The organism is Candidatus Soleaferrea massiliensis AP7 (assembly GCF_000820765.1).
In the GTDB taxonomy this organism is placed as follows: Bacteria; Bacillota; Clostridia; order Oscillospirales; family Ruminococcaceae; genus Soleaferrea; species Soleaferrea massiliensis.
On the sequence record NZ_CCYH01000036.1, the window covers coordinates 165,973 to 187,685 of the forward strand.

The 21,713-nt window shown below is 53.7% G+C and carries 17 protein-coding genes and 1 riboswitch; of the genes, 9 read left to right on the top strand and 8 right to left on the bottom strand.

The window, feature by feature from the left end:
* Positions 1-112 precede the first annotated feature (112 nt).
* Genes BN348_RS09230 through BN348_RS09240 form a run of 4 tightly spaced genes read left to right on the top strand, consistent with a single transcriptional unit; the run spans position 113 to position 2,982 of the window.
* The gene (locus BN348_RS09230) at positions 113-955 is read left to right on the top strand and encodes a sulfide/dihydroorotate dehydrogenase-like FAD/NAD-binding protein (protein WP_040197618.1); all 843 of its coding nucleotides are present in this window, start codon (positions 113-115) and stop codon (positions 953-955) included.
* Positions 948-2,342, top strand: coding sequence for an NADPH-dependent glutamate synthase (gene gltA / locus BN348_RS09235; RefSeq protein ID WP_040197619.1), 1,395 nt, complete (start codon positions 948-950; stop codon positions 2,340-2,342). Before BN348_RS09230 ends, gltA begins: the two co-directional genes overlap by 8 nt.
* Before the next feature lie 29 nt (positions 2,343-2,371).
* Complete coding sequence (locus tag BN348_RS13935; RefSeq protein ID WP_156136479.1) at positions 2,372-2,536, top strand: hypothetical protein; 165 nt, start codon at positions 2,372-2,374, stop codon at positions 2,534-2,536.
* Positions 2,536-2,982, top strand: a complete 447-nt coding sequence (locus BN348_RS09240) for a GNAT family N-acetyltransferase (protein ID WP_052446854.1) — start codon at positions 2,536-2,538, stop codon at positions 2,980-2,982. The genes BN348_RS13935 and BN348_RS09240 overlap by 1 nt, the downstream gene beginning before the upstream one ends.
* Positions 2,983-4,100: 1,118 nt before the next feature.
* Here the strand turns inward: BN348_RS09240 and BN348_RS09245 are convergent.
* From BN348_RS09245 to spoVAC, 4 genes are all read right to left on the bottom strand, one after another.
* Positions 4,101-4,370 (bottom strand): helix-turn-helix domain-containing protein, encoded by a 270-nt coding sequence (locus tag BN348_RS09245; RefSeq protein WP_040197621.1) that lies wholly within the window; start codon positions 4,368-4,370, stop codon positions 4,101-4,103.
* Between the two features lie 1,787 nt (positions 4,371-6,157).
* The gene (spoVAE, locus tag BN348_RS09260; RefSeq protein ID WP_040197665.1) at positions 6,158-6,514 is read right to left on the bottom strand and encodes a stage V sporulation protein AE; all 357 of its coding nucleotides are present in this window, start codon (positions 6,512-6,514) and stop codon (positions 6,158-6,160) included.
* Positions 6,515-6,700: 186 nt separating this feature from the next.
* Positions 6,701-7,717 carry a stage V sporulation protein AD gene (gene spoVAD, locus BN348_RS09265; RefSeq protein WP_040197625.1) on the bottom strand — a complete coding sequence of 339 codons (1,017 nt, stop codon included), beginning with the start codon at positions 7,715-7,717 and terminating at the stop codon, positions 6,701-6,703.
* A gap of 11 nt (positions 7,718-7,728) precedes the next feature.
* Positions 7,729-8,172 carry a stage V sporulation protein AC gene (gene spoVAC / locus BN348_RS09270; RefSeq protein ID WP_040197626.1) on the bottom strand — a complete coding sequence of 148 codons (444 nt, stop codon included), beginning with the start codon at positions 8,170-8,172 and terminating at the stop codon, positions 7,729-7,731.
* 219 nt (positions 8,173-8,391) lie between these two features.
* Between spoVAC and BN348_RS09275 the strand changes: the two genes are divergently transcribed.
* The gene (locus BN348_RS09275; RefSeq protein ID WP_040197628.1) at positions 8,392-9,666 is read left to right on the top strand and encodes an adenylosuccinate synthase; all 1,275 of its coding nucleotides are present in this window, start codon (positions 8,392-8,394) and stop codon (positions 9,664-9,666) included.
* Positions 9,667-10,017: 351 nt separating this feature from the next.
* On the top strand, positions 10,018-12,162 hold the full coding sequence (locus BN348_RS09280) for a hypothetical protein (protein ID WP_040197629.1): 2,145 nt from the start codon (positions 10,018-10,020) through the stop codon (positions 12,160-12,162).
* A gap of 129 nt (positions 12,163-12,291) precedes the next feature.
* Here BN348_RS09280 and BN348_RS09285 read toward each other — a convergent pair whose 3' ends face one another.
* From BN348_RS09285 to BN348_RS09300, 4 genes are all read right to left on the bottom strand, one after another.
* Positions 12,292-12,759 carry an ACT domain-containing protein gene (locus BN348_RS09285; protein WP_040197630.1) on the bottom strand — a complete coding sequence of 156 codons (468 nt, stop codon included), beginning with the start codon at positions 12,757-12,759 and terminating at the stop codon, positions 12,292-12,294.
* 42 nt (positions 12,760-12,801) lie between these two features.
* The gene (gene dapB, locus BN348_RS09290; RefSeq protein WP_082020902.1) at positions 12,802-13,551 is read right to left on the bottom strand and encodes a 4-hydroxy-tetrahydrodipicolinate reductase; all 750 of its coding nucleotides are present in this window, start codon (positions 13,549-13,551) and stop codon (positions 12,802-12,804) included.
* Between the two features lie 27 nt (positions 13,552-13,578).
* Positions 13,579-14,475 (bottom strand): 4-hydroxy-tetrahydrodipicolinate synthase, encoded by an 897-nt coding sequence (dapA, locus tag BN348_RS09295; RefSeq protein ID WP_040197631.1) that lies wholly within the window; start codon positions 14,473-14,475, stop codon positions 13,579-13,581.
* A 68-nt stretch (positions 14,476-14,543) separates the two neighbouring features.
* The gene (locus tag BN348_RS09300) at positions 14,544-15,569 is read right to left on the bottom strand and encodes an aspartate-semialdehyde dehydrogenase (protein ID WP_040197632.1); all 1,026 of its coding nucleotides are present in this window, start codon (positions 15,567-15,569) and stop codon (positions 14,544-14,546) included.
* Between the two features lie 122 nt (positions 15,570-15,691).
* Positions 15,692-15,872: riboswitch (Lysine riboswitch) on the bottom strand.
* A gap of 169 nt (positions 15,873-16,041) precedes the next feature.
* On the opposite strand from BN348_RS09300, the gene queA reads away from it, so the two are divergent.
* From queA to BN348_RS09315, 3 genes are all read left to right on the top strand, one after another.
* Entirely contained in the window at positions 16,042-17,067 is a 1,026-nt protein-coding gene (gene queA / locus BN348_RS09305; protein ID WP_040197633.1) for a tRNA preQ1(34) S-adenosylmethionine ribosyltransferase-isomerase QueA, read from the top strand.
* Between the two features lie 649 nt (positions 17,068-17,716).
* Positions 17,717-21,217 (top strand): ATP-binding protein, encoded by a 3,501-nt coding sequence (locus BN348_RS09310; protein ID WP_052446855.1) that lies wholly within the window; start codon positions 17,717-17,719, stop codon positions 21,215-21,217.
* A gap of 130 nt (positions 21,218-21,347) precedes the next feature.
* A complete protein-coding gene (locus BN348_RS09315; protein WP_040197634.1) occupies positions 21,348-21,713 on the top strand; it encodes an Hpt domain-containing protein in 366 nt (121 codons plus the stop codon).

A 21,713-nucleotide genomic window follows, 5' to 3' on the forward strand; every position in this document is an offset into this window, starting at 1 on the left:
CACAAAATCGGACATTGTTAAACAAACTACAAACGGACAGAATTGGAAAACCATTTTGCAAGTTTTTCTTTTATAGGTTGCAAAGAGAGTTTTTACGATAGGAGGAAAACCATTGTTTAAAATTGTTGCAAAGAGACAGCTGAATGATGTGGTTACACTGATGGAGGTCGAAGCGCCGCTGATTGCCCGCAAGGCAAGGGCCGGACAGTTCATCATCTTCCGGGTGGATGAGGTCGGCGAACGCGTGCCGCTGACGATCGCGGATTTCGACGCTGAGAAAGGCACCATCACGATCATCTTCCAGGCGGTTGGCCGCTCCACCAAAAAACTGGCGCTGCTTGAGGCCGGGGATTCCATTCAGGATGTCGTCGGACCGCTCGGCATGCCGACGCATCTGGACGGCATCAAAAAGGCCGCTGTCATCGGCGGCGGCGTGGGCTGCGCGATCGCATACCCGTCCGCAAAGGCGCTGCACAGGATGGGCGCGAAGGTGGATATGATTGCGGGCTTCCGCAGCAAGGATATCGTGATTCTTGAGGATGAGATGAGGGCGGTCAGCGACAATCTGTACATCACCACCGACGACGGCTCCTACGGGGAACAGGGCTTTGTAACCGACAAGCTCAAGGCATTGATCGAAGCCGGCAACGACTACGACTGCGTGATTGCCATCGGCCCGGTCATCATGATGAAGTTCGTCTCCCGTCTCACCGAGCCTTACGGCATCCGCACGATCGTCAGTCTGAACCCGATTATGATCGACGGCACCGGCATGTGCGGCGGCTGCCGCGTATCGGTCGGCGGCGAGATCAAGTTTGCCTGTGTCGACGGCCCGGATTTCGACGGACATCAGGTGGATTTCGACGAGCTGATGAAGCGCAATAATTTTTACAGAAGCGAAGAACTCAACGATACCAATCACATATGCCGGTTAGGAGGGGATGTCAATGCCTAATATGTCGCCGAAAAAGGTGGAGATGCCGCATCAGGACGCGCAGATCCGCAACGCGAACTTTGAAGAGGTGGCGCTCGGCTATACCGAGGAGATGGCCAAAGAGGAAGCCGCCCGCTGTCTCAACTGCAAGCACCGGCCCTGTGTAAACGGATGTCCGGTCAACGTGAACATCCCGGATTTTATCCAGCAGGTTGTGGCGGGCGATTACGAAAAGGCCTATGAGATCATCACCGGCACCAATTCCCTGCCGGCGGTCTGCGGACGGGTCTGTCCACAGGAGAAGCAGTGTGAGCAGCTCTGTGTGCGCGGCATCAAGCACGAGCCGGTCGGCATCGGCCGCCTGGAACGCTTTGTCGCGGACTGGCATATGCAGCACGGCGCGCAGAAGGCTGAGAAGCCAGCGCCAAACGGACACAAAATCGCGGTCATCGGCGCGGGCCCGGCGGGGCTGACCTGTGCGGGAGACCTTGCGCGCAAGGGATATGAAGTCACCATCTTTGAGTCCTTCCATCTGCCGGGCGGCGTGCTGGTCTACGGCATCCCGCAGTTCCGGCTGCCGAAGGAGATTGTCAAGAAAGAAATCCATGCGCTCGAGGAGCTTGGCGTCGAGATCAAAACCGATATGGTCATCGGAAAGATCCTTTCGGTCGACGAGATCTTCGAGATGGGATACGAGGCCGTTTTTATCGGCTCCGGCGCAGGTCTGCCGAGCTTTCTCGGCATGGAGGGCGAAGGCCTGGTCGGCGTCTACTCGGCCAACGAGTTCCTGACCCGCATCAACCTGATGAAGGCCTATGAAGAGGGCTACGACACGCCGATCCACCGTTCCAAATCGGTCGCGGTCATCGGCGGCGGCAACGTTGCGATGGACGCCGCGCGGTGCGCAAAGCGTCTGGGCGCCGAGAAGGTCTACATCGTCTACCGCCGCTCCGAAGCGGAGATCCCGGCGCGCGGCGAGGAGATCGAGCACGCAAAGGAAGAAGGCATCATCTTCAAGCTGCTGACCAACCCAGTCCGCATCCTTGGCGACGAAAACGGACTGGTAAACGGTATGGAATGTGTCAAGATGCAGCTGGGCGAACCGGATGAATCCGGCCGGCGGCGTCCCGAACCGGTTGAGGGTTCTAACTTTGTACTGGATGTGGACAGTGTAATCATGGCGATCGGCACCTCGCCGAACCCGCTGATTCGAACCACCACCGATGGGCTGGAAGCGAACCGCAAGGGCTGCCTTGTCGTAAAGGACGACATGCAGACCACCAAGGAAGGCGTCTATGCCGGCGGCGATGCGGTCACCGGCGCGGCGACTGTTATCCTGGCCATGGGAGCCGGCAAGACCGCGGCGGATTCAATTGACGAATATGTGAAACAGAAACACAACGCGTAGCTGCGTGTAAAAATAAAGGAGCGAAAGATATGTCAAGTGAACAGATTATGGCAATTTCCATGCTGGTCATCGGCGCGGCGCTGGTCATCGGCGGCGTTATCTCCGGCATCATCAAATACCGCAAGCACAAGAAAGAGACCATGTCGGGCGCGTTCTACAACAAGAACATCCCGGTCAGCAAGAAGTTTAAATGATGCGTGATCAGATTCAGGTGCGCTTTATTGAAAACGAATCGGAGCTGAAAAGCTGTCTTGGCATCCGGCAGAAGGTCTTTGTGGAGGAACAGCACACCGATCCCGCTGAGGAATTCGATGAGCTGGATCATCTGCTCCCGCATACGCACATCCTGCTGCTGTATGACGGACAGCCTGCCGGTACCGCGCGGCTGAAGCGGCTGGGCGATGAGCATGTCAAGTATCAGCGCATCGCCATTCTGCAGGAGTTCCGCGGCAAACATCTCGGCGCCGAACTCCTTTGCGGGCTGGACCGGCTCGCAAAGGCGCTTCGCTACCGTCATGTGACAATCGGCGCACAGAAATATGCCGAAGGGTTTTATACCAAATGCGGATTTGTCACCACCGATCCCACCATCTTTTTGGATGCGGGGATCGAGCACATCATGATGGAAAAATCGTTATAAGAAGAGCTGTGGGAAAAGGATTTCCCACAGCTCTTCTTTTGCCAGGATACCTGGGCAGAATTGGTACTGTTCCGCTGTGACGCAGCGGTCTTTCGCTGTTTGCCAAGTTCCACTTGGCCGCGTGGTCGTTGCTTCGCTGCGGCGCAGCGGTATCACTTTGTTTGCCAAGGCACCTTGGCAATCTGGTCGTTACTCCGCTGTTGCGCAGCGGCCTTCTTATGTTTACCAAGTGACACTTGGCAATGTGGTAGTTACTTCTTTGCGCGGCCAAAGAAGTAACCAAGAAAGGCCGTTCAAGGGGGCCATACAGAGTGCCGCTTAGGGCCAGATGGCCCCCTTGAAAATCCCCTCTGATATCCCGCTTTCCGCTTCGGCCGCCTGCGGGCGGCGTTTTGCTTTTGTCAGGGGGGTTGGGCATAGCTAGCAGCGGATGCTTTCCCGGTTATTGGCTTCTCTCATGGTACCCCAATACCTTGGCTGGTTCGTGGACTGACACTGATTCTTGTGGATTTGCATCGATCATGGATATATCACAATTCTTCGATCAAGCATCTTACAGATAATTCTACAGGGATTCAACTCTCTTAGACAGGCTCGTCGGGCAACCACCCTGTTTATTTAGAGCACAAAACAAAACCTTTACCATACAGCATAGAATAGATCACTATGCTGATGGATTCGGAATACGGGGCGAACGGATATACAGACATAACCGCCAGAATAACGGACGTTCGAACCCAGCGAACGCTGTGCTTCCTTGCCCCAAAAAAGATTCGGACGGGCTGAGGGGGTTTCCAAAGGGGGAATGACGTCCATACTAACTGTACCGAAGCGGCATTCCCCCTTTGGCGGCCTTTCTTGGTTACTTCTTTGGCCCGAACAAAGAAGTAACGACCACATTACCAAGTGTTACTTGGTAAACATAAGAAAGCCGCTGCACCGCAGTGAAGCAATAACCTCAAAGAAAAACTACAAGGAAAAATGAGGCCAAACAGCCCTCATGAATCGATCGTACAACGAATTTTTGAAAAGCATGAAAGCATTGGGGAAAAGAATTTCCCCAATGCTTTCATGCCTTTCTGCGGCATACCTCCGCTGATGAAATTCAAGGAACAGCCTCACACCTCCGATTCGGATTTGTGGGGCTGTTCCTCTTCAATTCTGTCCTCTATCTCCCTGACCACTTCGCTCATCTTCACATCCAATGCAGAACAGATGCGGTAAAGCGTCTCCAGTGTCGGCTTCCGTTCGCCGCGCTCAATGGCGCTCAAGTGGGTTCTTCCGATATCCGCAAACCCACTGAGTATCTCCTGGGAAACACCTTTTCTCTTCCTGAAACCGGCGATCACCTCGCCAACTATGACAGAATCCAGATGCGCCTGAAACATGCTCATCACCTCTACTTTATCATATGTTATTTGCAACCCAGTTACGAATACATATGTTGACACTTGAACACTTATGTGTTATAATATTTCTAGTTTCAAGGACCCATCGGCACATATGATCAATACAAGTCAGATGTAAGGGAGGTATGAGCGTTGCGTATCCCGATAAAAGATCATGAAAACGGCAGAGCTGCGCATCAGACAGAATGTATTCATCAGCTGCATACAGAGGAATTTCATCGCGCCCCGCCGGATGACCCCTGTGCAGGCCCATGGATTGCACCGAAATCACGGTACCTGTATCTTATCCGAACCATTCTTGGATGGATGCTGGCTGCGCTCATCCTTCTTTTGGGTATCTGCGCGTATTTGTACCTTTGACAACATCCGCCGTCATAAAAAGCGTCCTGCTCTGTATTCGCAGCCACAAATTTCGTCTTCAAGCCTTCGTATGATGTTTGGCAGCAGACTCAGCGTTAATTGCCAAAGCACAGGTTTGTAACAAAACGTTCCGTGTGCCCTGACGGCCTGCGACGAAAACAGGAAGGAAAAATCCACAGCACAAAATTCCGTACTGCAAAGCCCCTTGCAGACGAAAAAAGGGTCCCTTATTCGAACAGCTGCCGCAGATTTTTTTTCAGCATCCCGCTTGTTCTGATGGGAATTGCAGTCATTCCGGCCGTCGTTCATCTGTCACGGCTTGCGTATCGGACATCCGCCGCCGTTGTCCAGCTGATTGACGAGCTTTCCCTGGCTCGGACAGGGTGGTTCTTTGCCGATCATGCGAGCTTTCTCTCTGTCTTTCAGCAGAACGCGTTGGAACTAGCGCTGAGAACAGCTTATATGGCATCCGTCCTGTTTTTGGGCAACATTCTGCGTCTGCCCGGTGTCATCTGTCCCAACTGCGGAAACTTTTTTGCCATGGGCAAAGAAACCGCCGCAAGCTGCAGGACATGCGTACCGGTAACCAGGCTGATATTTGGGCGGGTTATGCCAAAACCACACAGGATGTTACAGCCGTTGCGGCCGCATCAACCCGTCAGAATCCACCGCAGAACCTGCCGTCCGGCGCCCTTGCTGAAGACGGTGTAGCTTCTGCGGATGTGTTATCCCGCTGGAACAGCATCAGAACCGCCGCAAAACAATCTGAAATGTGCCCGACATCGATGTACCAATTTTTATCAAACAAACGCCAATGAAACTGGATATTCTGTTTGGCATGCTGTCCCCATGTATCAGGCTTGCAGAACAGGTGTCCTGCCGACCGTATAAAAGCGGTTTTTCTGATGCATACCGGACAGAGAAATATCGCAGCTGCGGAGATGGTCCAAAGTGAAATCACCCCTTCACTTTATCATCGGCATCGAACACATCGTCATGAAAAGGACGATGCATAAAAACTATCCTTTTTTTCAAACCCTATTCGACAAATTTTTCACGCATTCTCTCGCCGCTTCGGCATCATGCGGCCAGAAGGCGTTTCAACGGAGCACTGTCCTGCAGTACTGCTGCTTTTCCCTGTTCCAGGACTGACCGAACCGGTGGCGGCATCGTTGACGGCAAAGCGGTAATTCTGCGGTGTTATGAACAATCCCGGCTGTCGTCTGCTGCGATGGATCTGAGTGCTTAAAAGGCGTGAGACTGCCGGATATCTGCAAAGCGGTCAGACAACTGCAAAGAAGGTTTTAGATTTTCTCTCCAAGGGTTCTGAAACTGTAAAGAGGGTATGCATCCGCATACCCTCTTTACCTGTGTGACATCAGTTTTACCTCTTGGAAGCAATGGGATCAGCTTTTGGACTTCGGCTTGAAGATCAGCGCAATGAGCAGTCCAAAGAAGATCGCCGCCGTAATCCCGGCTGATGTCGCTGTGATGCCGCCGGTCATCGCCCCCAGCAGGCCGTACTGCATCACGGCCTTGCGCACGCCTTCCGCCAGCGCGTAGCCGAAGCCGGTCAGCGGCACGGTCGCGCCGGCGCCCGCAAATTCCACAAGCGGTTCATATAACCCGACCGCGGTCAGGACGACGCCGGATACGACAAAGGTAACCAGAATTCTGGCCGGCGTCAGCTTGGTGAAGTCAATCAGCACCTGGCCGATGGCACAGAGCGCGCCGCCGATCAGAAATGCCTTTAAATATTCCATGAACATATCCATCTGATGTTACTCCTTATATATCGATTACTTTTATCCTTCTGCGGGACGCGTCCGGTCCGGCGGAATCAGCCGCACAGGCCCTTAGTCCAGTCAACCCGGCAGACGGACTGTTGCACGCCGTTCTGCATTTCGGCGCGGAGAACCGCCGGACGGATGCCGTCCGTTACCGCGCCGTTATAAGCTCTGGTTCGACAGATAGACCAGATGCGCAATGCCCGGGATGCTCTCCCCCTGCTGCACGCTGGTTGTACTCATCAGCGCGCCGGTTGCGACGAACAGCACATCGTTGATTGCGCCGTTCTGCATGTTGTTCAGGATGTAGGAACACAGCACCGATCCGCTGCATCCGCAGCCCGATCCGCCCGCGTGGACATCCTGCTTCTCCAGATCATAGATCAGCAGCCCGCAGTCCTGATGCTTCTTCGAGATGTCGATGTCATCCTTCAGAAGCAGCTTGACCAGAAGCTCCGAGCCGACCAGGCCGAGATCCCCGGTCAGGATCATATCGAAGTCCTCCGGCTTTTTACCGGTGTCCTCCAAAAAGCACTTGATCGTGTCGGCTGCCGCGGGCGCCATGGCGGCCCCCATATTGTTGAGGTCCTTGATGCCCATATCCTGAATCTTGCCGATCGTCACCATATTGACATACGGCCCGTTGAGATGGCTGCCAACCACGACCGAGCCCGATCCCGTGACCGTCCACTGAGCGGTCGGGGTGCGCACGCCGCCGTATTCGAGCGGGAAGCGGAACTGCCGTTCCGCGCTGCAGAAATGCGAAGAGGTCACGGCCACCGCATTCGTGCAGGCGCCCGCCGCCGTAAAGATCGACGCCATCGACAGCGATTCGGCCATCGTGGAGCAGGCGCCGTACAGCCCGACAAACGGGATCTGCAGATCGCGCAGCCCATAGGCCGAGCTGATGCACTGGTTGAGCAGGTCTCCCGCAAAGATGTATTGGATGTCCCCGGTCGTGAGCCCCGCCTTGCTGAGCGCCTTACCGACCGCATCCTTCTGCATGCGGCTTTCGGCTTTTTCCCAGGTCTCCTCGCCGAAGTGGTCGTCATCCCCGATGATGTCGAAATATTTGCACAGCGGCCCCTCGGATTCCTTCTTCGAAACAACGCTTGCAAAGCCGACAATCGAGGGGGCATTGCCGAGCTGCAGGGTGTATTGTCCAATTCTGCTGATCATAATTTTTCCTCCTATACCAAACCGAATAAAAAGAGGATCAGTCCGTACACCACCGACGCCACGACGCCGTAGACGATGACCGGTCCCGCAATGACAAACATCTTGGCGCCGAGTCCCAGCACATAGCCTTCGCTCTTGAATTCCAGCGCCGGGGAAACCACGGCGTTGGAGAATCCGGTGATCGGTACGAGCGTACCGGCGCCGGCCACCTTGGCGATGTTGTCAAACATATTGAGGCCCGTCAGCAGGGCCGCGATAAAGATGAGTGTCATAGAACCCAGCGTAGATGCGGTCTGCTGATCCACGCCGAGCCAGATATACAGGTTGATGAACGCCTGTCCCAGCACGCAGATCAAACCGCCGATGAGAAACGCCATCGGGATGGTTTTATAGGATTTTGTGCCCGGCGAGGCCTGTTTGGTAAGGGAATCATATTCCTGGTTTGTGATTGACATGGTCTCAAACTCCTTTTGATACGGATGAAACGGCGGGACGAAAAGACGCCATCCTCCGTTTTGTTTGAATATTTTAGAAATAGCGTTCCCACCATTCGAAATATTTATGTATTCTGGAAATGTTTAAAATTATGGATTGCATCCAAAATCAGATTTTGTTATAATATGAGATGTTTGAGCAAACTTTCAGAATTCTTGATAGGAAATGAGGTTTTTTAATTGCCTGCAAAAGTAGTAGTCGGCGTCCAATGGGGCGATGAAGGAAAAGGTAAAATTATCGATATTCTGGCCTCCCGTGCGGATGTTGTCGTCCGTTCCCAGGGCGGAAACAACGCAGGTCACACCGTTGAGAGCGGCGGCGAGGTCTACAAGCTGCATCTGATTCCATCCGGCATCCTGTACGCGGACACGCTCTGCCTGATCGGCTGCGGCGTCGTGGTCGACCCAAAGGTCATCCTGTCCGAAATCGACTCGCTGGCCGCGCGCGGCATCACCTGTGAGAACCTGCGCATCGACCCCCGCGCGCACATCATCCTGCCATGGCACATCGAGCTGGACGGCCTGAGCGAGAAGATGCGCGGCGGCTCTGAAATCGGCACCACCCGCAGAGGCATCGGCCCATGCTATATGGACCGCGCTGAGAGGAGCGGCATCCGGATTTATGATCTGGTGCATCCTGAAATCTTTGCGGAAAAGGCGAAGCATGCGGCAATTTTGAAGAACGCGGTCATCACCAAGGTCTATGGCGGCGAAGCCATTGATGTCGACAAGATGATCGAAGAATATACGCAGTACGGACAGCGGCTGAAACAGTATGTCGCCGATGTCTCGGTACTGACCTACGAGGCGCACAGCGCGGGCAAAAACATCCTGTTTGAAGGCGCGCAGGGCACCCTGCTCGATCTGGATATGGGAACCTATCCGTTCGTCACCTCGTCCCATCCGATATCCGGCGGCGTCTGTGTCGGCACCGGCGTCGGCCCGACCTGCATCGATGAGGTCATCGGCGTGGCGAAAGCCTATACGACCCGCGTCGGCAAAGGCCCGTTCCCGACCGAGCTGTTCGACGAAACCGGAGATCTGATCCGAAACCGCGGCAATGAGTTCGGCACCACCACCGGCCGTCCGAGAAGAACCGGATGGTTCGACGCGGTCATCATGCGCCATGCGGTTCGTGTCAACGGCCTGACCGGACTTGCGATCAACAAGCTCGACACCCTTTCCGATGTCGGCACGCTCAAGGTCTGTGTCGCCTACCGCAAGCAGGATGGTTCCATCCTGCGCGACTTCCCGGCAACGCTCGAGGAGCTCGCAGAGTGCGAACCGGTTTATGAGGAGATCGAAGGCTTTGACGACGATCTGACCGGCTGCAGAAAATTTGATGAGCTGCCGCAGAAATGCAAGGACTACATCGCTAGGCTCGAAGAGCTGTGCGGCTGCCCGATCAAAATGGTCGGCGTCGGCCCTGCCAGGGACCAGAATCTGGAACGTTAAAAATATACACAGAAAAGCTGCCGGAGTCCGGCAGCTTTTTTATGATCACTTTTTGATAACATAAATGCAGAACACCATAAAAAACACATAATCGTTACTATTATAATTCCAAGTAAAATCTAAAATATCTCATTCATAATCATGAAATTTCTTTCCCCTGATTTTTTATATGCTGGCAGATTTTCTTTACTGCTAAAATCTTAAAAAAAACCGAAAACAGGCCATTTTCTGTTGACTTTTATGAGATATTGAAATACAATATAGATAACGTTATTGTTTTATGAAAATATTGATAGAACATTAACCCATTCTCACCAGCAAAGGAATTATCAACCTTAAGGAGGCATCATCATGCAGAAAGAAAGCAGCAACACCAAACGATCATTGATTGCAACCGGATTGTCCTTACTTCTGTGCTTTGCAATGCTGATCGGCACCACGCTCGCTTGGTTCAGCGACACCGTATCCAATAAGGGAAACCGTATCGAAGCAGGTAATCTGAACGTCAGACTGTACAAGTACACAGGCAATGACACACCCACCACATTGGAGGGCAATGGATGGGCTGAGGTTACCAATGCGAGTGATCCAAATACAATCTTTGGAGACAAATTCAAGAATTGGGAACCGGGCAAACAGGAAACCATCTATCTGGCTGTTCAGAATGACGGTTCCCTGGATCTCAAGTACAACATGGATCTCGTCGTCACCAAGGATACGATGTCCGACGCGCTTCTGTTCGGTCTGGCCAGCCAGAAGGCAACCACTCCGGCAAAGGTCGAAGCGAAGGATTCCGTTTCAGCGGCCATTGTCAAGACGGATGAGAGCAAGGTTATCCATGCGGCTCCGAACGGCAAGCTGCTGAAGGGTGAAGTCGAATACATTGCCCTCACCATCAAGATGAATGAAAGCGCCGGCAATACATACCAGAACGGCGAATTCATGATGGATGTCAACCTGGTTGCCACCCAGACGAATGAAAACGCCACCGTCAAACCGGCATATTCCGTCAAGGACATCAAAGACGCAAAAGCAAACGATACCATCGTTCTGATGCAGAACATCTTTGAGCCGTCTGCAAAGGTGGATCTCAAAAATTACAACAACATCGATCTCAACGGCTACACCCTGTACGTTGACAGCTTCGGTATCAGCGCATCGGGTTATGGAACCGCTGATGTCACCGGCGGCCTGCTCCTGGTCGCGAACAATTCTATCCCTGTCAGCACGCCGAACGGCAGCGTCAACTGGTCTGCTCCGGCTGCAAAGGTTAACGGAAATACACTGGCAGCTGCTGAGTTTTCCGTCACCACCGCTTCGAACACCTTCACCTACAGTGCTCCTGCCGACGGCAGCTTCACTCTGCCGACTGGTGTAACCGGCGGCATCCCGGCGCCGAACATCACGGTCAACAAGGGAAATGTCGTCATCCATGAAGGCTCCGCGGTCGGCACCGTCACCTTCTCGAGCGCCAACACTGACGCAAACCCGACTTTAACCAACAATGGAACAGTCGAAAAGCTGGTCAACAGTTCCGCAAATGCAGTTGAGCTGGTCGGCACAGTCGGTTCGTTCGAAGGCAATGTCGAACAGAACGGCTCTCCTCTGTGGGACGGCAAGGCTGTACAGCCGCAGGTAAAAGACAACGCTTATCAGGTCGGCACCGCGCAGGAGCTGGCATGGTTCGCAGCGAATACGGCGGATAAGAACATCGTTCTGACCGCTGACATCAGCCTCGCAGGCAACCAGTGGAAACCTTTGAAAGGTTTTGAAGGCATCTTTGATGGACAGGGACACACCATCTCCGGTATGACCATCAATAACGCTTCCGCTTATCAGGCACTGTTTGGCGAAGCGATCAAGAACTTCACTGTAAAAAATGTTGCATTTACCAATGCGAATGTCACTGCTCTCAACTATGCAGCCGTAGTCGTCGGCAGAGCCGGAAGCGGCGGCAATTGTACTTTTGAAAACATCACCATTACAAATTCCAAGATCAAAGCCAACCAGAAATGGGCTGGCGGCATTGCGGGATATGTGTGGGGCGACGCTAAAAATATCACCGTACAAAATCTGGATGTTTCCAGCAAAGACGGTAAGGTTGGCGCTGTATTTGGACATTGGAATTCCCAGAATGCAGCGGACATGAACACCCCGGTTATCATAGACAACGCCAATGTCTCCAACCTGACCTTTAACGGCAATAAATGCCTGGGCGGATTGGTTGGAACGTTTGACAGCCGTAAAACCGGCGTCATCAAGAACTCTTCCGTAACGAACGCTTCTATTACCGGAACCAGCACTGATATCAATGATGTCTTTGTAGGCGGACTGGTCGGAGAAGTCTATGTCGGATCAACCGGTGCAGGATATCCGGCAACTCCGGTAACTGTCCTGACCGTAGAAAACTGCTCTACCAGCAATGTCAAGATGACTGTCGCTGTCGGAGCTGCCGGCGAACTGGTTGGATCAACAGATTACTGGACCCAAAAATAAGCATCGTTTACTGCGTTAAAAAAAGGTCTTCCCTTGTGGAAGACCTTTTTTATATGTATAATAAAGGCCCTGTAAGTCCACGGATATTCTCCGGACCTACAGGGCCTTTTGCAGTAATGTGCAATTTATCTACGCGATCTGAAACGCTTTTTTCAGCGCGGTTTCCGCTTCATCGACATCGTGCTGCATCAGCAGCAGGGATATCTCGGTTTCGGATGTCGTGATCATCAGGATTTCCGCATCGATGCCGCCGAGCACCGTAAAGACGCTGGATGCGACACCGTACAGCTCCTTCATCTCCTCACCGTACAGCAGGATTTTGCTGTGGCCGCTGCTGACCATCATCTTGATCTGGGGATGCTCCTTCTTCACCTCGCCGGACAGGACCAGGATATCCTGTAAATCCTTGCCCATCGCGGTAAAGGAAAGACTGAAATCCCCGCCCTGCGGCGCCGATTGGGAGATCATATCGATGTTGAGCTTCGCTTTGGCAAACCGGTCAAGCACATGCGCAATCGCCGTGCTGTTTCCGGCCAGATTGTGAAAGGTGATCAGGACAACGTCGTCCGTCACCCGCAGTTCGGTTATACCATTCATGGGAGCACCTCCGTTTTTTTAAGCTGTTCTCGGGGAAACGTTTCAGACCATATCCCCCATATTGTAAACGCGGGGCGGCTTGTTGACAATGAACAGCGCCGCGTTGATCGATCCGTTTGCAAAGATTCCTTTGGATGTCGCGGTATGCGAAATGGTCAGGATCTCATCCTCCCCCGCAAACATCACCTCATGTTCCCCGGCTATGGTTCCGCCGCGCACGGCGTGGATGCCGATTTCATCCCTGTCGCGCTTTTTGCGCTGGCTGTGCCGGTCATAGGTGTACTTCGGCTTGTGGTTCAGGCATTCCGAGATGCTGTCCGCGATCATCAGAGCGGTTCCGCTCGGCGCGTCGACCTTCTGGTTGTGATGCTTTTCAATGATCTCGATATCGAAGCTGCCGCCCAGTACACAGGTCGCCTTTTTGGCCAGTTCGACCAGCAGGTTGACGCCCAGCGACATATTCGCCGTGAAGAACACCGGGATGTGCCGGCCGGCTTCATGGATTTCCGCGACCTGGTCCTTAGTAAGCCCGGTCGTCGCTATCACGGCTGGGAGCTTACGCTGGACAGCGTACTGAAGCAGCCCGGTCAGCACCGATGGATGCGAAAAATCGATGATCACATCCGCCTCTTCCCTGCAGTCGGACGGGCACTTGTAGACCGGAAAGCCGTCGTTAGACGCGGTATTCAAATCGATGCCCGCAACCACCTCGCAGTCGCTGCGTTCGGCGACATGCGCGGCGATCACTCTGCCCATGTGACCGTTACAGCCTGAAAGGATTATTTTTCTCATCTTAAACTTCCCTTCTGATTATGTAAACTAATCCTGCACCGGCAGGCCGTATTTCTTCATAACCTGAATGAGATCCGCCTTTCCGCTTTCGGACATCCCGACCAGCGGCAGACGGCACGGACCGGCTTTGTATCCCATCAGATTGACGGCTTCTTTGACCGGGATCGGGTTGACGTCGCTGAACAGCACGCCGATCAGATCCATCAGCCTGATCTGTAAATCCGCGCTCTCTTTGGTCTTGCCGTCAAAATAGAGCTGGCAGATGTCGCGGGTCTCGCGCGGCATGACATTGGAAAGCACCGAGATGACACCCTTGCCGCCCAGCGAGAGCAGCGGTACGATCTGGTCGTCGTTGCCCGAATAGATGTCGAGCTTGTCGCCGCAGAGGCTGCGGGTTTTCGCGACGCTTGCGATGTTGCCGTTGGCCTCCTTGATCGCAACGATGTTCGGATGCTCGGACAGCGCCAGATAGGTTTCCGGTTTGATGTCCATGCCGGTGCGGCTCGGCACATTGTAAAGCACCACCGGCAGGTCGGTTGCGTCGGCCAGTGTTGTAAAATGCTTGATAAGTCCCGCCTGGGAGGTTTTGTTGTAGTATGGTGTGACCTGCAGAAGCGCGTCGGCCCCAACCTTCTCGGCTTCCTTGGAAAGCCACATCGAATAGGCGGTGTCGTTGCTACCGGTTCCCGCGATGACCGGGACTCTTCCGGCCACACGGTCCACCGTGTATTTGATGACGCCGATATGCTCATCATCGGTCAGCGTGGACGCCTCTCCGGTCGTTCCGCAGCTGATGATCGCATCGGTGCCGTTCTCGATCTGAAAATCGACCAGCCGGCCGAGTTCTTCCCAGTTGACCGACATGTCTTCGTTGAACGGGGTGACAATGGCGACGCCCGCGCCGGTAAAGATGGTTTTCTTCATGAGAAATTCCCCTCGCTATCTCTTATAAATGACAGGCTGGGGAACGGATGGTCCCCCGAAGGCCTGTTTTATTTTCCGGATTCTTCCCAGTACTCGATGAGCTTCTTGGCAATCTGCACGGTGTTGGTTGCGGCGCCCTTGCGGATGTTGTCCGCAACGACCCACAGGTTTACGCCGCGCTCGATGCTCTCGTCGCGGCGGATGCGGCCGACAAACACCTCGTTCTGGCCGGTTGCGTTGCAGGCCATTGGATAGACGTCGTGTGCAACATCGTCCTCAACGACGATGCCCGGCGCGTTTCTGAGAACCTCGACAAGCTCCTTGAGATCGAAATCCTTCTCGAATTCCAGGTTGATCGATTCGCTGTGGCTGTTGAAGACCGGCACGCGGACGGTCGTCGCGGTGACCGGCAGGTCCGGATGGCCCAGAATCTTGCGGGTCTCGTCGACCATCTTCATCTCTTCCTTGGTGTAGCCGTTCTCCATAAACACATCGATATGCGGCAGGCAGTTGCTGAAGATCGGATGCGGGAACTTCTGCGGCTCATAGTCGGTGTGGTTGCTGAACGCCTTCGCGCCGTTTTCAAGATCGTCCCATCCCTTGACGCCCGCGCCGGATACCGCCTGATAGGTCGAATAAACCACGCGTTTGATGGTATATTTTTCATCCAGCGGCTTCAGAGCAACCATTGCCTGGATCGTCGAACAGTTCGGGTTCGCAATGATGCCGTGGTTCCATTTGATATCCTCAGGGTTGACCTCCGGCACCACCAGCGGCACGTCGTCATGCATTCTCCACTGGGAGCTGTTGTCGATGACCACGCATCCTTTGGAAGCGGCGATCGGCGCGAACTTCTCGCTGATCGAACCGCCGGCTGAGAACAGCGCGATGTCGAAGCCGCTGTCAAAGCTTTTTTCATTCAGCTCTTCGATCACGTATTCCTTGCCCATGAATTCCAGGGTTTTGCCGGCAGAGCGGGCAGAAGCCATTAAAACATATTCCGATACCGGAAGCTTATATTCCTCCAACACCCTTAAAAAAGTGCGTCCAACCATGCCGGTTGCGCCTACGACTGCTACACGATATTGTTTCAAGTTTGATCGTCCTTTCTCAGAAAACATAAAATTTCATTGGCAGATAGAAAAAACCGGTTGAAAACCGGCTTATCATGCAATATAATAGAACTATTGACCATGGATTGTCAATAAGACTGCAACATTGCGATAGCCCTTCACCATATCTGCATGATGACAGTTGCACGCCTGTTGAGCGTACCCCCAGGTGGATGGAATGCTGGTTTCCTCCCCTTCGGCATCCTTGCCTTTTACCGGAAACTCCGATGATCCCCAGCGATCTCGTTCCCGGCGACTCTTCAAAGACGCGCCTCTATCGTGGATATTCTATTGATAGATATATATTACCATCCTCCGGGGAATATGTCAAACAATTTCCCGAAAATTCGAGGTTTCTATCCATTTATCCAAATCACATCCGGTTATGGTGAAAAAACAATGGCAATTTGCCGCTTCTTCACAGAAATACATAGAAAAAGGACTGTACAGACAGATGAATACATCGGATTTCAACTACGACCTGCCCGAAGAACTGATTGCGCAGACCCCTATCGAACCGCGCGACCATTCCAGGCTGATGGTGCTGGACAAGCAGACCGGCGCCGTCCGGCACAAGCACTTTTACGACATCGTCGACCATCTGAACGAAGGCGACCTGCTGATCCTCAACGATTCCAGGGTGCTGCCTGCCAGGATTTACGGCAAAAAGCCCGGCGGCACGGCCGACATCGAATTTCTGCTGCTTGAAAACCGCGGAAACGATGTCTGGGAGGTGCTGGTCCGTCCCGGAAAAAAGGTCCGTATCGGCGCGCAGGTCGTCTTTGGCGAGGGCCTGCTTACAGCCCAGGTACTGGATATCATCGAGGGCGGCAACCGGCTGGTCAAATTTCGCTATGACGGTTTTTTCTACAATCTGCTCGACCAGATCGGCCAGATGCCGCTGCCGCCTTACATCACTGAAAAGCTGCAGGACAAGGAGCGGTATCAGACCGTCTATTCCAAAGAGATCGGTTCGGCCGCCGCGCCAACCGCCGGGCTGCACTTCACCGACGAGCTGCTTGAAAGAATCCGCGCAAAGGGCATCCGTACCGGTTTTGTGACGCTGCACGTGGGACTTGGCACCTTCCGGCCGGTCAAGGTGGAGGACGTGACTAAGCATCAGATGCACTCCGAGCACTATTTTATGCCGAAGGAAACCGCTGATATGATCAACGAAACCAAAGAAAAAGGCGGCCGGGTGATCTGTGTCGGTACCACAAGCTGCAGGACCGTAGAGGCGGTCTGGCAGAAAGAGGGCTGCGTGAAGGAGTCCGCCGGTTCCACCGACATCTTTATCTACCCCGGCTACCGGTTCGGTGTGCTGGATGCGCTGATCACCAACTTTCATCTCCCGGAAAGCACGCTGATCATGCTAATTTCCGCGCTGGCGGGCCGTGACCACGTTTTAAAAGCCTATGAGGAGGCGGTTCGTGAAAAATACCGGTTCTTCAGCTTCGGCGATGCCATGTTCATCGAATAAAACGCCTTACCGCAGCGATAAAACAGAAACCTGTTTTACCGCTGCTTTTTGATAGGAAGTATAAATTCTTTCCCCCGCTGTATCATTCGGCGCGATGCATTCGCCGCGGTTCTCTCAGCTTCTTTTTTTAACCGTACTGAAGGCCGTTTGGGGTTCAACCTTTCTTTAAACCTTGTCCGGATTCTCTGCTTCCCTTTCTGATACTCCTGAAGATACTGTGACTACCAATTTTCCGCAGAATTTTCCCCATAAATTGATTGCGGAAAACATCGTCTTGTTTCCACGCTTTTTTGCTGTTTTTATTGCAATTTCCGCTATAAAATGTTATTGTTAAATAAGATATATGAAAAACCTCTGTTTTTCAGCAGATGAAATCAAAAATGGGGAAACAGTCGTACTATGAATCAAAAACGGCCGCGATGTATCGGAACTCCGTGCCCGCCTTTTCGACTGCTTCAAACATACCGGGCTTTTCTCGAACACTTCGGCCCGGCTGCCCGTTCAGATGATACGGCGGTATCCTATTTGAAGATGGGAAGCCGCCTTTTTATTTGTAAAACCGTAACAAAGTCCGCTCTCCTGCTTTTGACTGCCAGGCCATCTGCATCCGGGCCGGACTGCATCACGATAAATTGAATGAGGAAAGACGATGAAAAATAATAAACAAAAGCTGACGGTGTTCTTCTTTCTGCTTGCTTTTATCTCCGTCGTGGCCGTTGGTATCATGGGATTCAGCCATTTTGACAAGGAGCTCAGCCGCAGCATTCAAAAACAGACCGATATTGCAAGAAACCGCCGCCAATGTGAGATGCAGGGACATACGCTCGAGAAGGCGTCAAATTATCTGTCCACTCAGGCTTGGTACTTTGTCGTCACAGGACAGGAGAAATATCTTTTCAACTACTGGGATGAAGTCGAGAACGCTCAGCGGCGTGACAGGGCCATATCCACGTTGTCTTCCCTGTCCGTCACATCAGGGGAGCAGTCCGTTCTGCAGAATGCAAAGGATAAAAGCGATGATCTGATCCGGCGGGAAACCTGGGCCATGCGCCTTGCTGCTGACAGCCTGGGCATGGCTGACGGCTCTCTTCCCGATCCGGTCGCCTCGTTGTCCCTGGATGAGGAAGAATTGGCGCTCTCCCCCGCCGAAAAGCGGGAACGCGCAGTCGCATTTATCTCTGGAGACGCCTACATGGACAGCCGTGAGCTGATTCTGCACGACATTGACAACTTTCGCAGACTGCTGAGGGAGCGCCTTGATATCGAGGAAACCGCTGCCAATTATGAAACACAACAGGTACTGAGCAATTCGCAGCTCTTCAACCAGTGTGTGATAAGCCTGCTGATTCTGCTGACGCTGGCCTTTGCCCTGTACCTGTTCTATATCCTTATCGTCAATCCGTTTCGCCAATACGCCGCCGCGCTCAGCCGGTTTCACGAAGGGAGCTTCACGCCGCTGCAGCCGTCCGGCTCCAAGCGCACGCGCATGTTTGCTAACGCTTTCAACAGCATCTACGAAGAGTGGAAGCGGCAGCGGGAACGCCTGGAAAAGGAGCAGTTCCGTTTCCGCGTCGCCGTCCAAAACACCTCGGTTATCATCTTCGAATATGAACGTGAAACCGACAGCTTCACCTACTTTGGCTCCCTTGACACCGACGAAAAAGGGCACACCGAGCTCGACACGGAACAGACCATTTCATCTTTTATACAGAAAGCCATCTACGAAGTCGTGGAAGAAACGCATGTGGACCGGATGTACCGCCTTCTGACTTCCAATTCTCCGGATGAGTCTGAGATGCTTATACGGTCCCACTTGGGCAGTCCGGTCTATGTTTGGGGCCGGGTCAGGACGACGCCGATCCCCAATGAACATGGCAAGATCGTCCGGGTGATTGGAAAGATCAGCAACATCGAGCTTGAAAAGGCAAAAGAGCTGGAGCTCGAAGACATGAAATCGAAGGACAGCCTCACACAGCTTTACAACAAGGAGGCCGGCATCCAGCTGGTGCGTGAATTCATGGCAAACAAAAGCCCGCAGACCGTCTGCGGCATCATGCTGCTGGATATGGATGACTTCGACCGCGTCAACGAGGAGGAGGGCAGTGTCTTCGCCGACGCCATCCTGCAGGAGGTCGCGGACATCCTGCGCTCCATGACCGGTCCGGACGATATTCAAATCCGTCTGGGCGGAGATGAATTCATGCTGTTCCTCAAAAACTGCACAAAGGCGCGGGCCTCGGTACTTGGTCCGCAGATTGCCGGCACCATCCGGGAATTGTCGGTGCGCGGCGGCGGGGACCTGCATATCTCCGCGAGCATCGGCATGTGCGTCACCGAGGTCGTGGATGAGTATACCGGCCTCTACCGCTGTGCGGAGAGTACGCTCAAATATGTCAAGGAAAACTGCCGCGGCAGAGCCGCATGCTACCTGGACACCTCCAACGAGCTGGGAACCATGCTGACCCAGGTCTACCCCGAGCACCATTTCATCAACGATATTGCGGTCCCCTCCAACTTCAATCGGGAGAACCTGGTCACCTTCGCGCTGGAACTGCTTGGACGTACCAAGAAGCTGGACGACTCCATCTTCCTGCTGCTCACCCGCATCGGAAAGCTCTGCCGGGTGGACCGTGTCTCGATTCTGGAGCTGGACCGTGAATTCCTGAACTTCAAGGTCACCTACCAGTGGTCCGCGGATCCCCAGTACCTCACCATGGGAAAAAACTCCTATATCACGAAAGAGCAATTGAAACTGCTGGACAACGGTTACGATGAAAACGGTATCTCTGAACACTATCTGCTGCGCAAACCCGACCGGCCGTGCAGCTGCCTGCACGCCGCCATCCACAACCGCGGCATGTATGTCGGCGCGCTGCTTCTGGAGGTATGGCAGGAGGGCTATGAATGGCCTAAAGGCCATGCCGAGCTTCTCGTAGAGCTTACCAAGGTCATCTCCTCATTCCTGCTCAAATCCAGAGCCGATGCGGTCAGCGAGGCCAAAAGCGAATTCCTGTCGCTGATGAGCCACGAAATCCGCACACCGATGAACGCCATCACCGGCATGACCGAGATTGCCAAGGCGTCGCTCGACAACCCGAAGAAGGCGCTGGACTGCCTGTGCAAGATCGAATCGGCCAACGCCTATCTGATCGAGCTCATCAACAACATCCTGGACATGTCCAAAATGGACAGCGGCAAGGTGGAATTGAACCTGCAGAGCATCGAGCTTTCCCAAACCATTGCCGGGCTGGAAGGCATGATGCGTCCGCGCGCTGAGGAGAAGGGGCTGCAGCTTGTCATTCAGAACGGCTGCACCTTCCCTACATGGATTCTGGCCGACGATCTGCGTCTGAGTCAGGTGCTGATCAACATCATGGGAAACGCGGTAAAATTCACGCCCGCGGGCGGCCGGGTCCAGGTATCGATAGAACCGATGCCTTCGCCGGATGACCAGCTGTTGCTGCGGTTTTCGGTCCGGGATACCGGCATCGGCATTGCCCCGGACGCCGCCGGCCGCATCTTCAACGCGTTTGAACAGGCGGAAAAAAACATCTCCGCCACCTTTGGCGGGACTGGACTGGGCCTGCCGATTTCCAGCCGCCTTGTACAGCTGATGGGCGGAAAACTGGAGGTTCAGAGCACGCCCGGCGAAGGCGCCGAATTCTTTTTCACGCTGCCGTTTGCGTACGCCTCAGATGAGGACGATAAGCTTTTGGACACTGAGCCGCCCGACGCCCTTCCTGACCTGACCGGAAAAAGGGTGCTTGTCGCGGAGGACAACGACCTGAACCGTGAAATCGCCGAATCCCTTCTGCAGATGAACGGTCTGGTTGTGGAAACGGCCCGCGACGGCAAAGAAGCCGCCGAACGGTTTTCATCCACGCCGCCCGGCTACTTCGACGCGGTCCTCATGGATATCCGTATGCCGCGCATGGACGGGCTGACGGCCGCAAGACTCATCCGCACGATGGAAAAACCCGATTCCCGCACCATTCCGATCATCGCGATGACCGCCAACGCGTTTGACGAGGACACCAGAAAATCTTTGGAAAACGGCATGAACGGGCATCTGTCCAAACCCATCGAGATGGACAAGGTGCTTGAGACGCTCGGCCGCTGCATAAAAAGTTCCGGCGGTTTTAAACTGTAGTCACGCAAAATCCCCAAAAGTATGCTATAATATACTGATATATATCAATCAATACGTCCTGCGGCGTTCCGGATGAACCCATTTTCGCGGAGCTGCGCCGTCATGACACAAGGATAAAGGAGAGCATGCCATGAATGAAAAAATGCTGAACGCCCTGCAGGCTGCCGGCGTGGACACGCCGCGGGCAGTGCAGAGGTTTGCGGGCAACGCAGAGCTGTATGAAAAGTTCCTCGTGAAATTTCTTGACGATCCAAACTTTTCCCTGATCGGACCCGCTTTGGACGAAAAGGATTTCGGCGCCGTGCTGACGGCGGCGCACACCCTGAAGGGCGTCAGCGCCAATCTGGGCATGACGCGGCTGTATCAGAGCTGCTCCGGGATGGTCGCCGCGCTGCGCTGCGAGACGCCGGAGAAAGCGGCGGATCACTATGGAGAGCTGGAAGCCGCTTATCAGGAGATCTGTGAGATCATCGATCAAACAAAACAGGGAGTGTAA

What these genes read in the sequence shown, in the direction of transcription:
- dapA (WP_040197631.1), bottom strand. Translation starts at nt 14,475, where the DNA reads ATGAAGAAAACCATCTTTACCGGCGCGGGCGTCGCCATTGTCACCCCG.
- BN348_RS09245 (WP_040197621.1), bottom strand. Translation starts at nt 4,370, where the DNA reads ATGTTTCAGGCGCATCTGGATTCTGTCATAGTTGGCGAGGTGATCGCC.
- BN348_RS09285 (WP_040197630.1), bottom strand. Translation starts at nt 12,759, where the DNA reads ATGAATGGTATAACCGAACTGCGGGTGACGGACGACGTTGTCCTGATC.
- queA (WP_040197633.1), top strand. Translation starts at nt 16,042, where the DNA reads ATGAATACATCGGATTTCAACTACGACCTGCCCGAAGAACTGATTGCG.
- BN348_RS09310 (WP_052446855.1), top strand. Translation starts at nt 17,717, where the DNA reads ATGAAAAATAATAAACAAAAGCTGACGGTGTTCTTCTTTCTGCTTGCT.
- BN348_RS09280 (WP_040197629.1), top strand. Translation starts at nt 10,018, where the DNA reads ATGCAGAAAGAAAGCAGCAACACCAAACGATCATTGATTGCAACCGGA.
- spoVAC (WP_040197626.1), bottom strand. Translation starts at nt 8,172, where the DNA reads ATGTCAATCACAAACCAGGAATATGATTCCCTTACCAAACAGGCCTCG.
- spoVAD (WP_040197625.1), bottom strand. Translation starts at nt 7,717, where the DNA reads ATGATCAGCAGAATTGGACAATACACCCTGCAGCTCGGCAATGCCCCC.
- spoVAE (WP_040197665.1), bottom strand. Translation starts at nt 6,514, where the DNA reads ATGGAATATTTAAAGGCATTTCTGATCGGCGGCGCGCTCTGTGCCATC.
- BN348_RS09315 (WP_040197634.1), top strand. Translation starts at nt 21,348, where the DNA reads ATGAATGAAAAAATGCTGAACGCCCTGCAGGCTGCCGGCGTGGACACG.
- gltA (WP_040197619.1), top strand. Translation starts at nt 948, where the DNA reads ATGCCTAATATGTCGCCGAAAAAGGTGGAGATGCCGCATCAGGACGCG.
- dapB (WP_082020902.1), bottom strand. Translation starts at nt 13,551, where the DNA reads ATGAGAAAAATAATCCTTTCAGGCTGTAACGGTCACATGGGCAGAGTG.
- BN348_RS13935 (WP_156136479.1), top strand. Translation starts at nt 2,372, where the DNA reads ATGTCAAGTGAACAGATTATGGCAATTTCCATGCTGGTCATCGGCGCG.
- BN348_RS09240 (WP_052446854.1), top strand. Translation starts at nt 2,536, where the DNA reads ATGCGTGATCAGATTCAGGTGCGCTTTATTGAAAACGAATCGGAGCTG.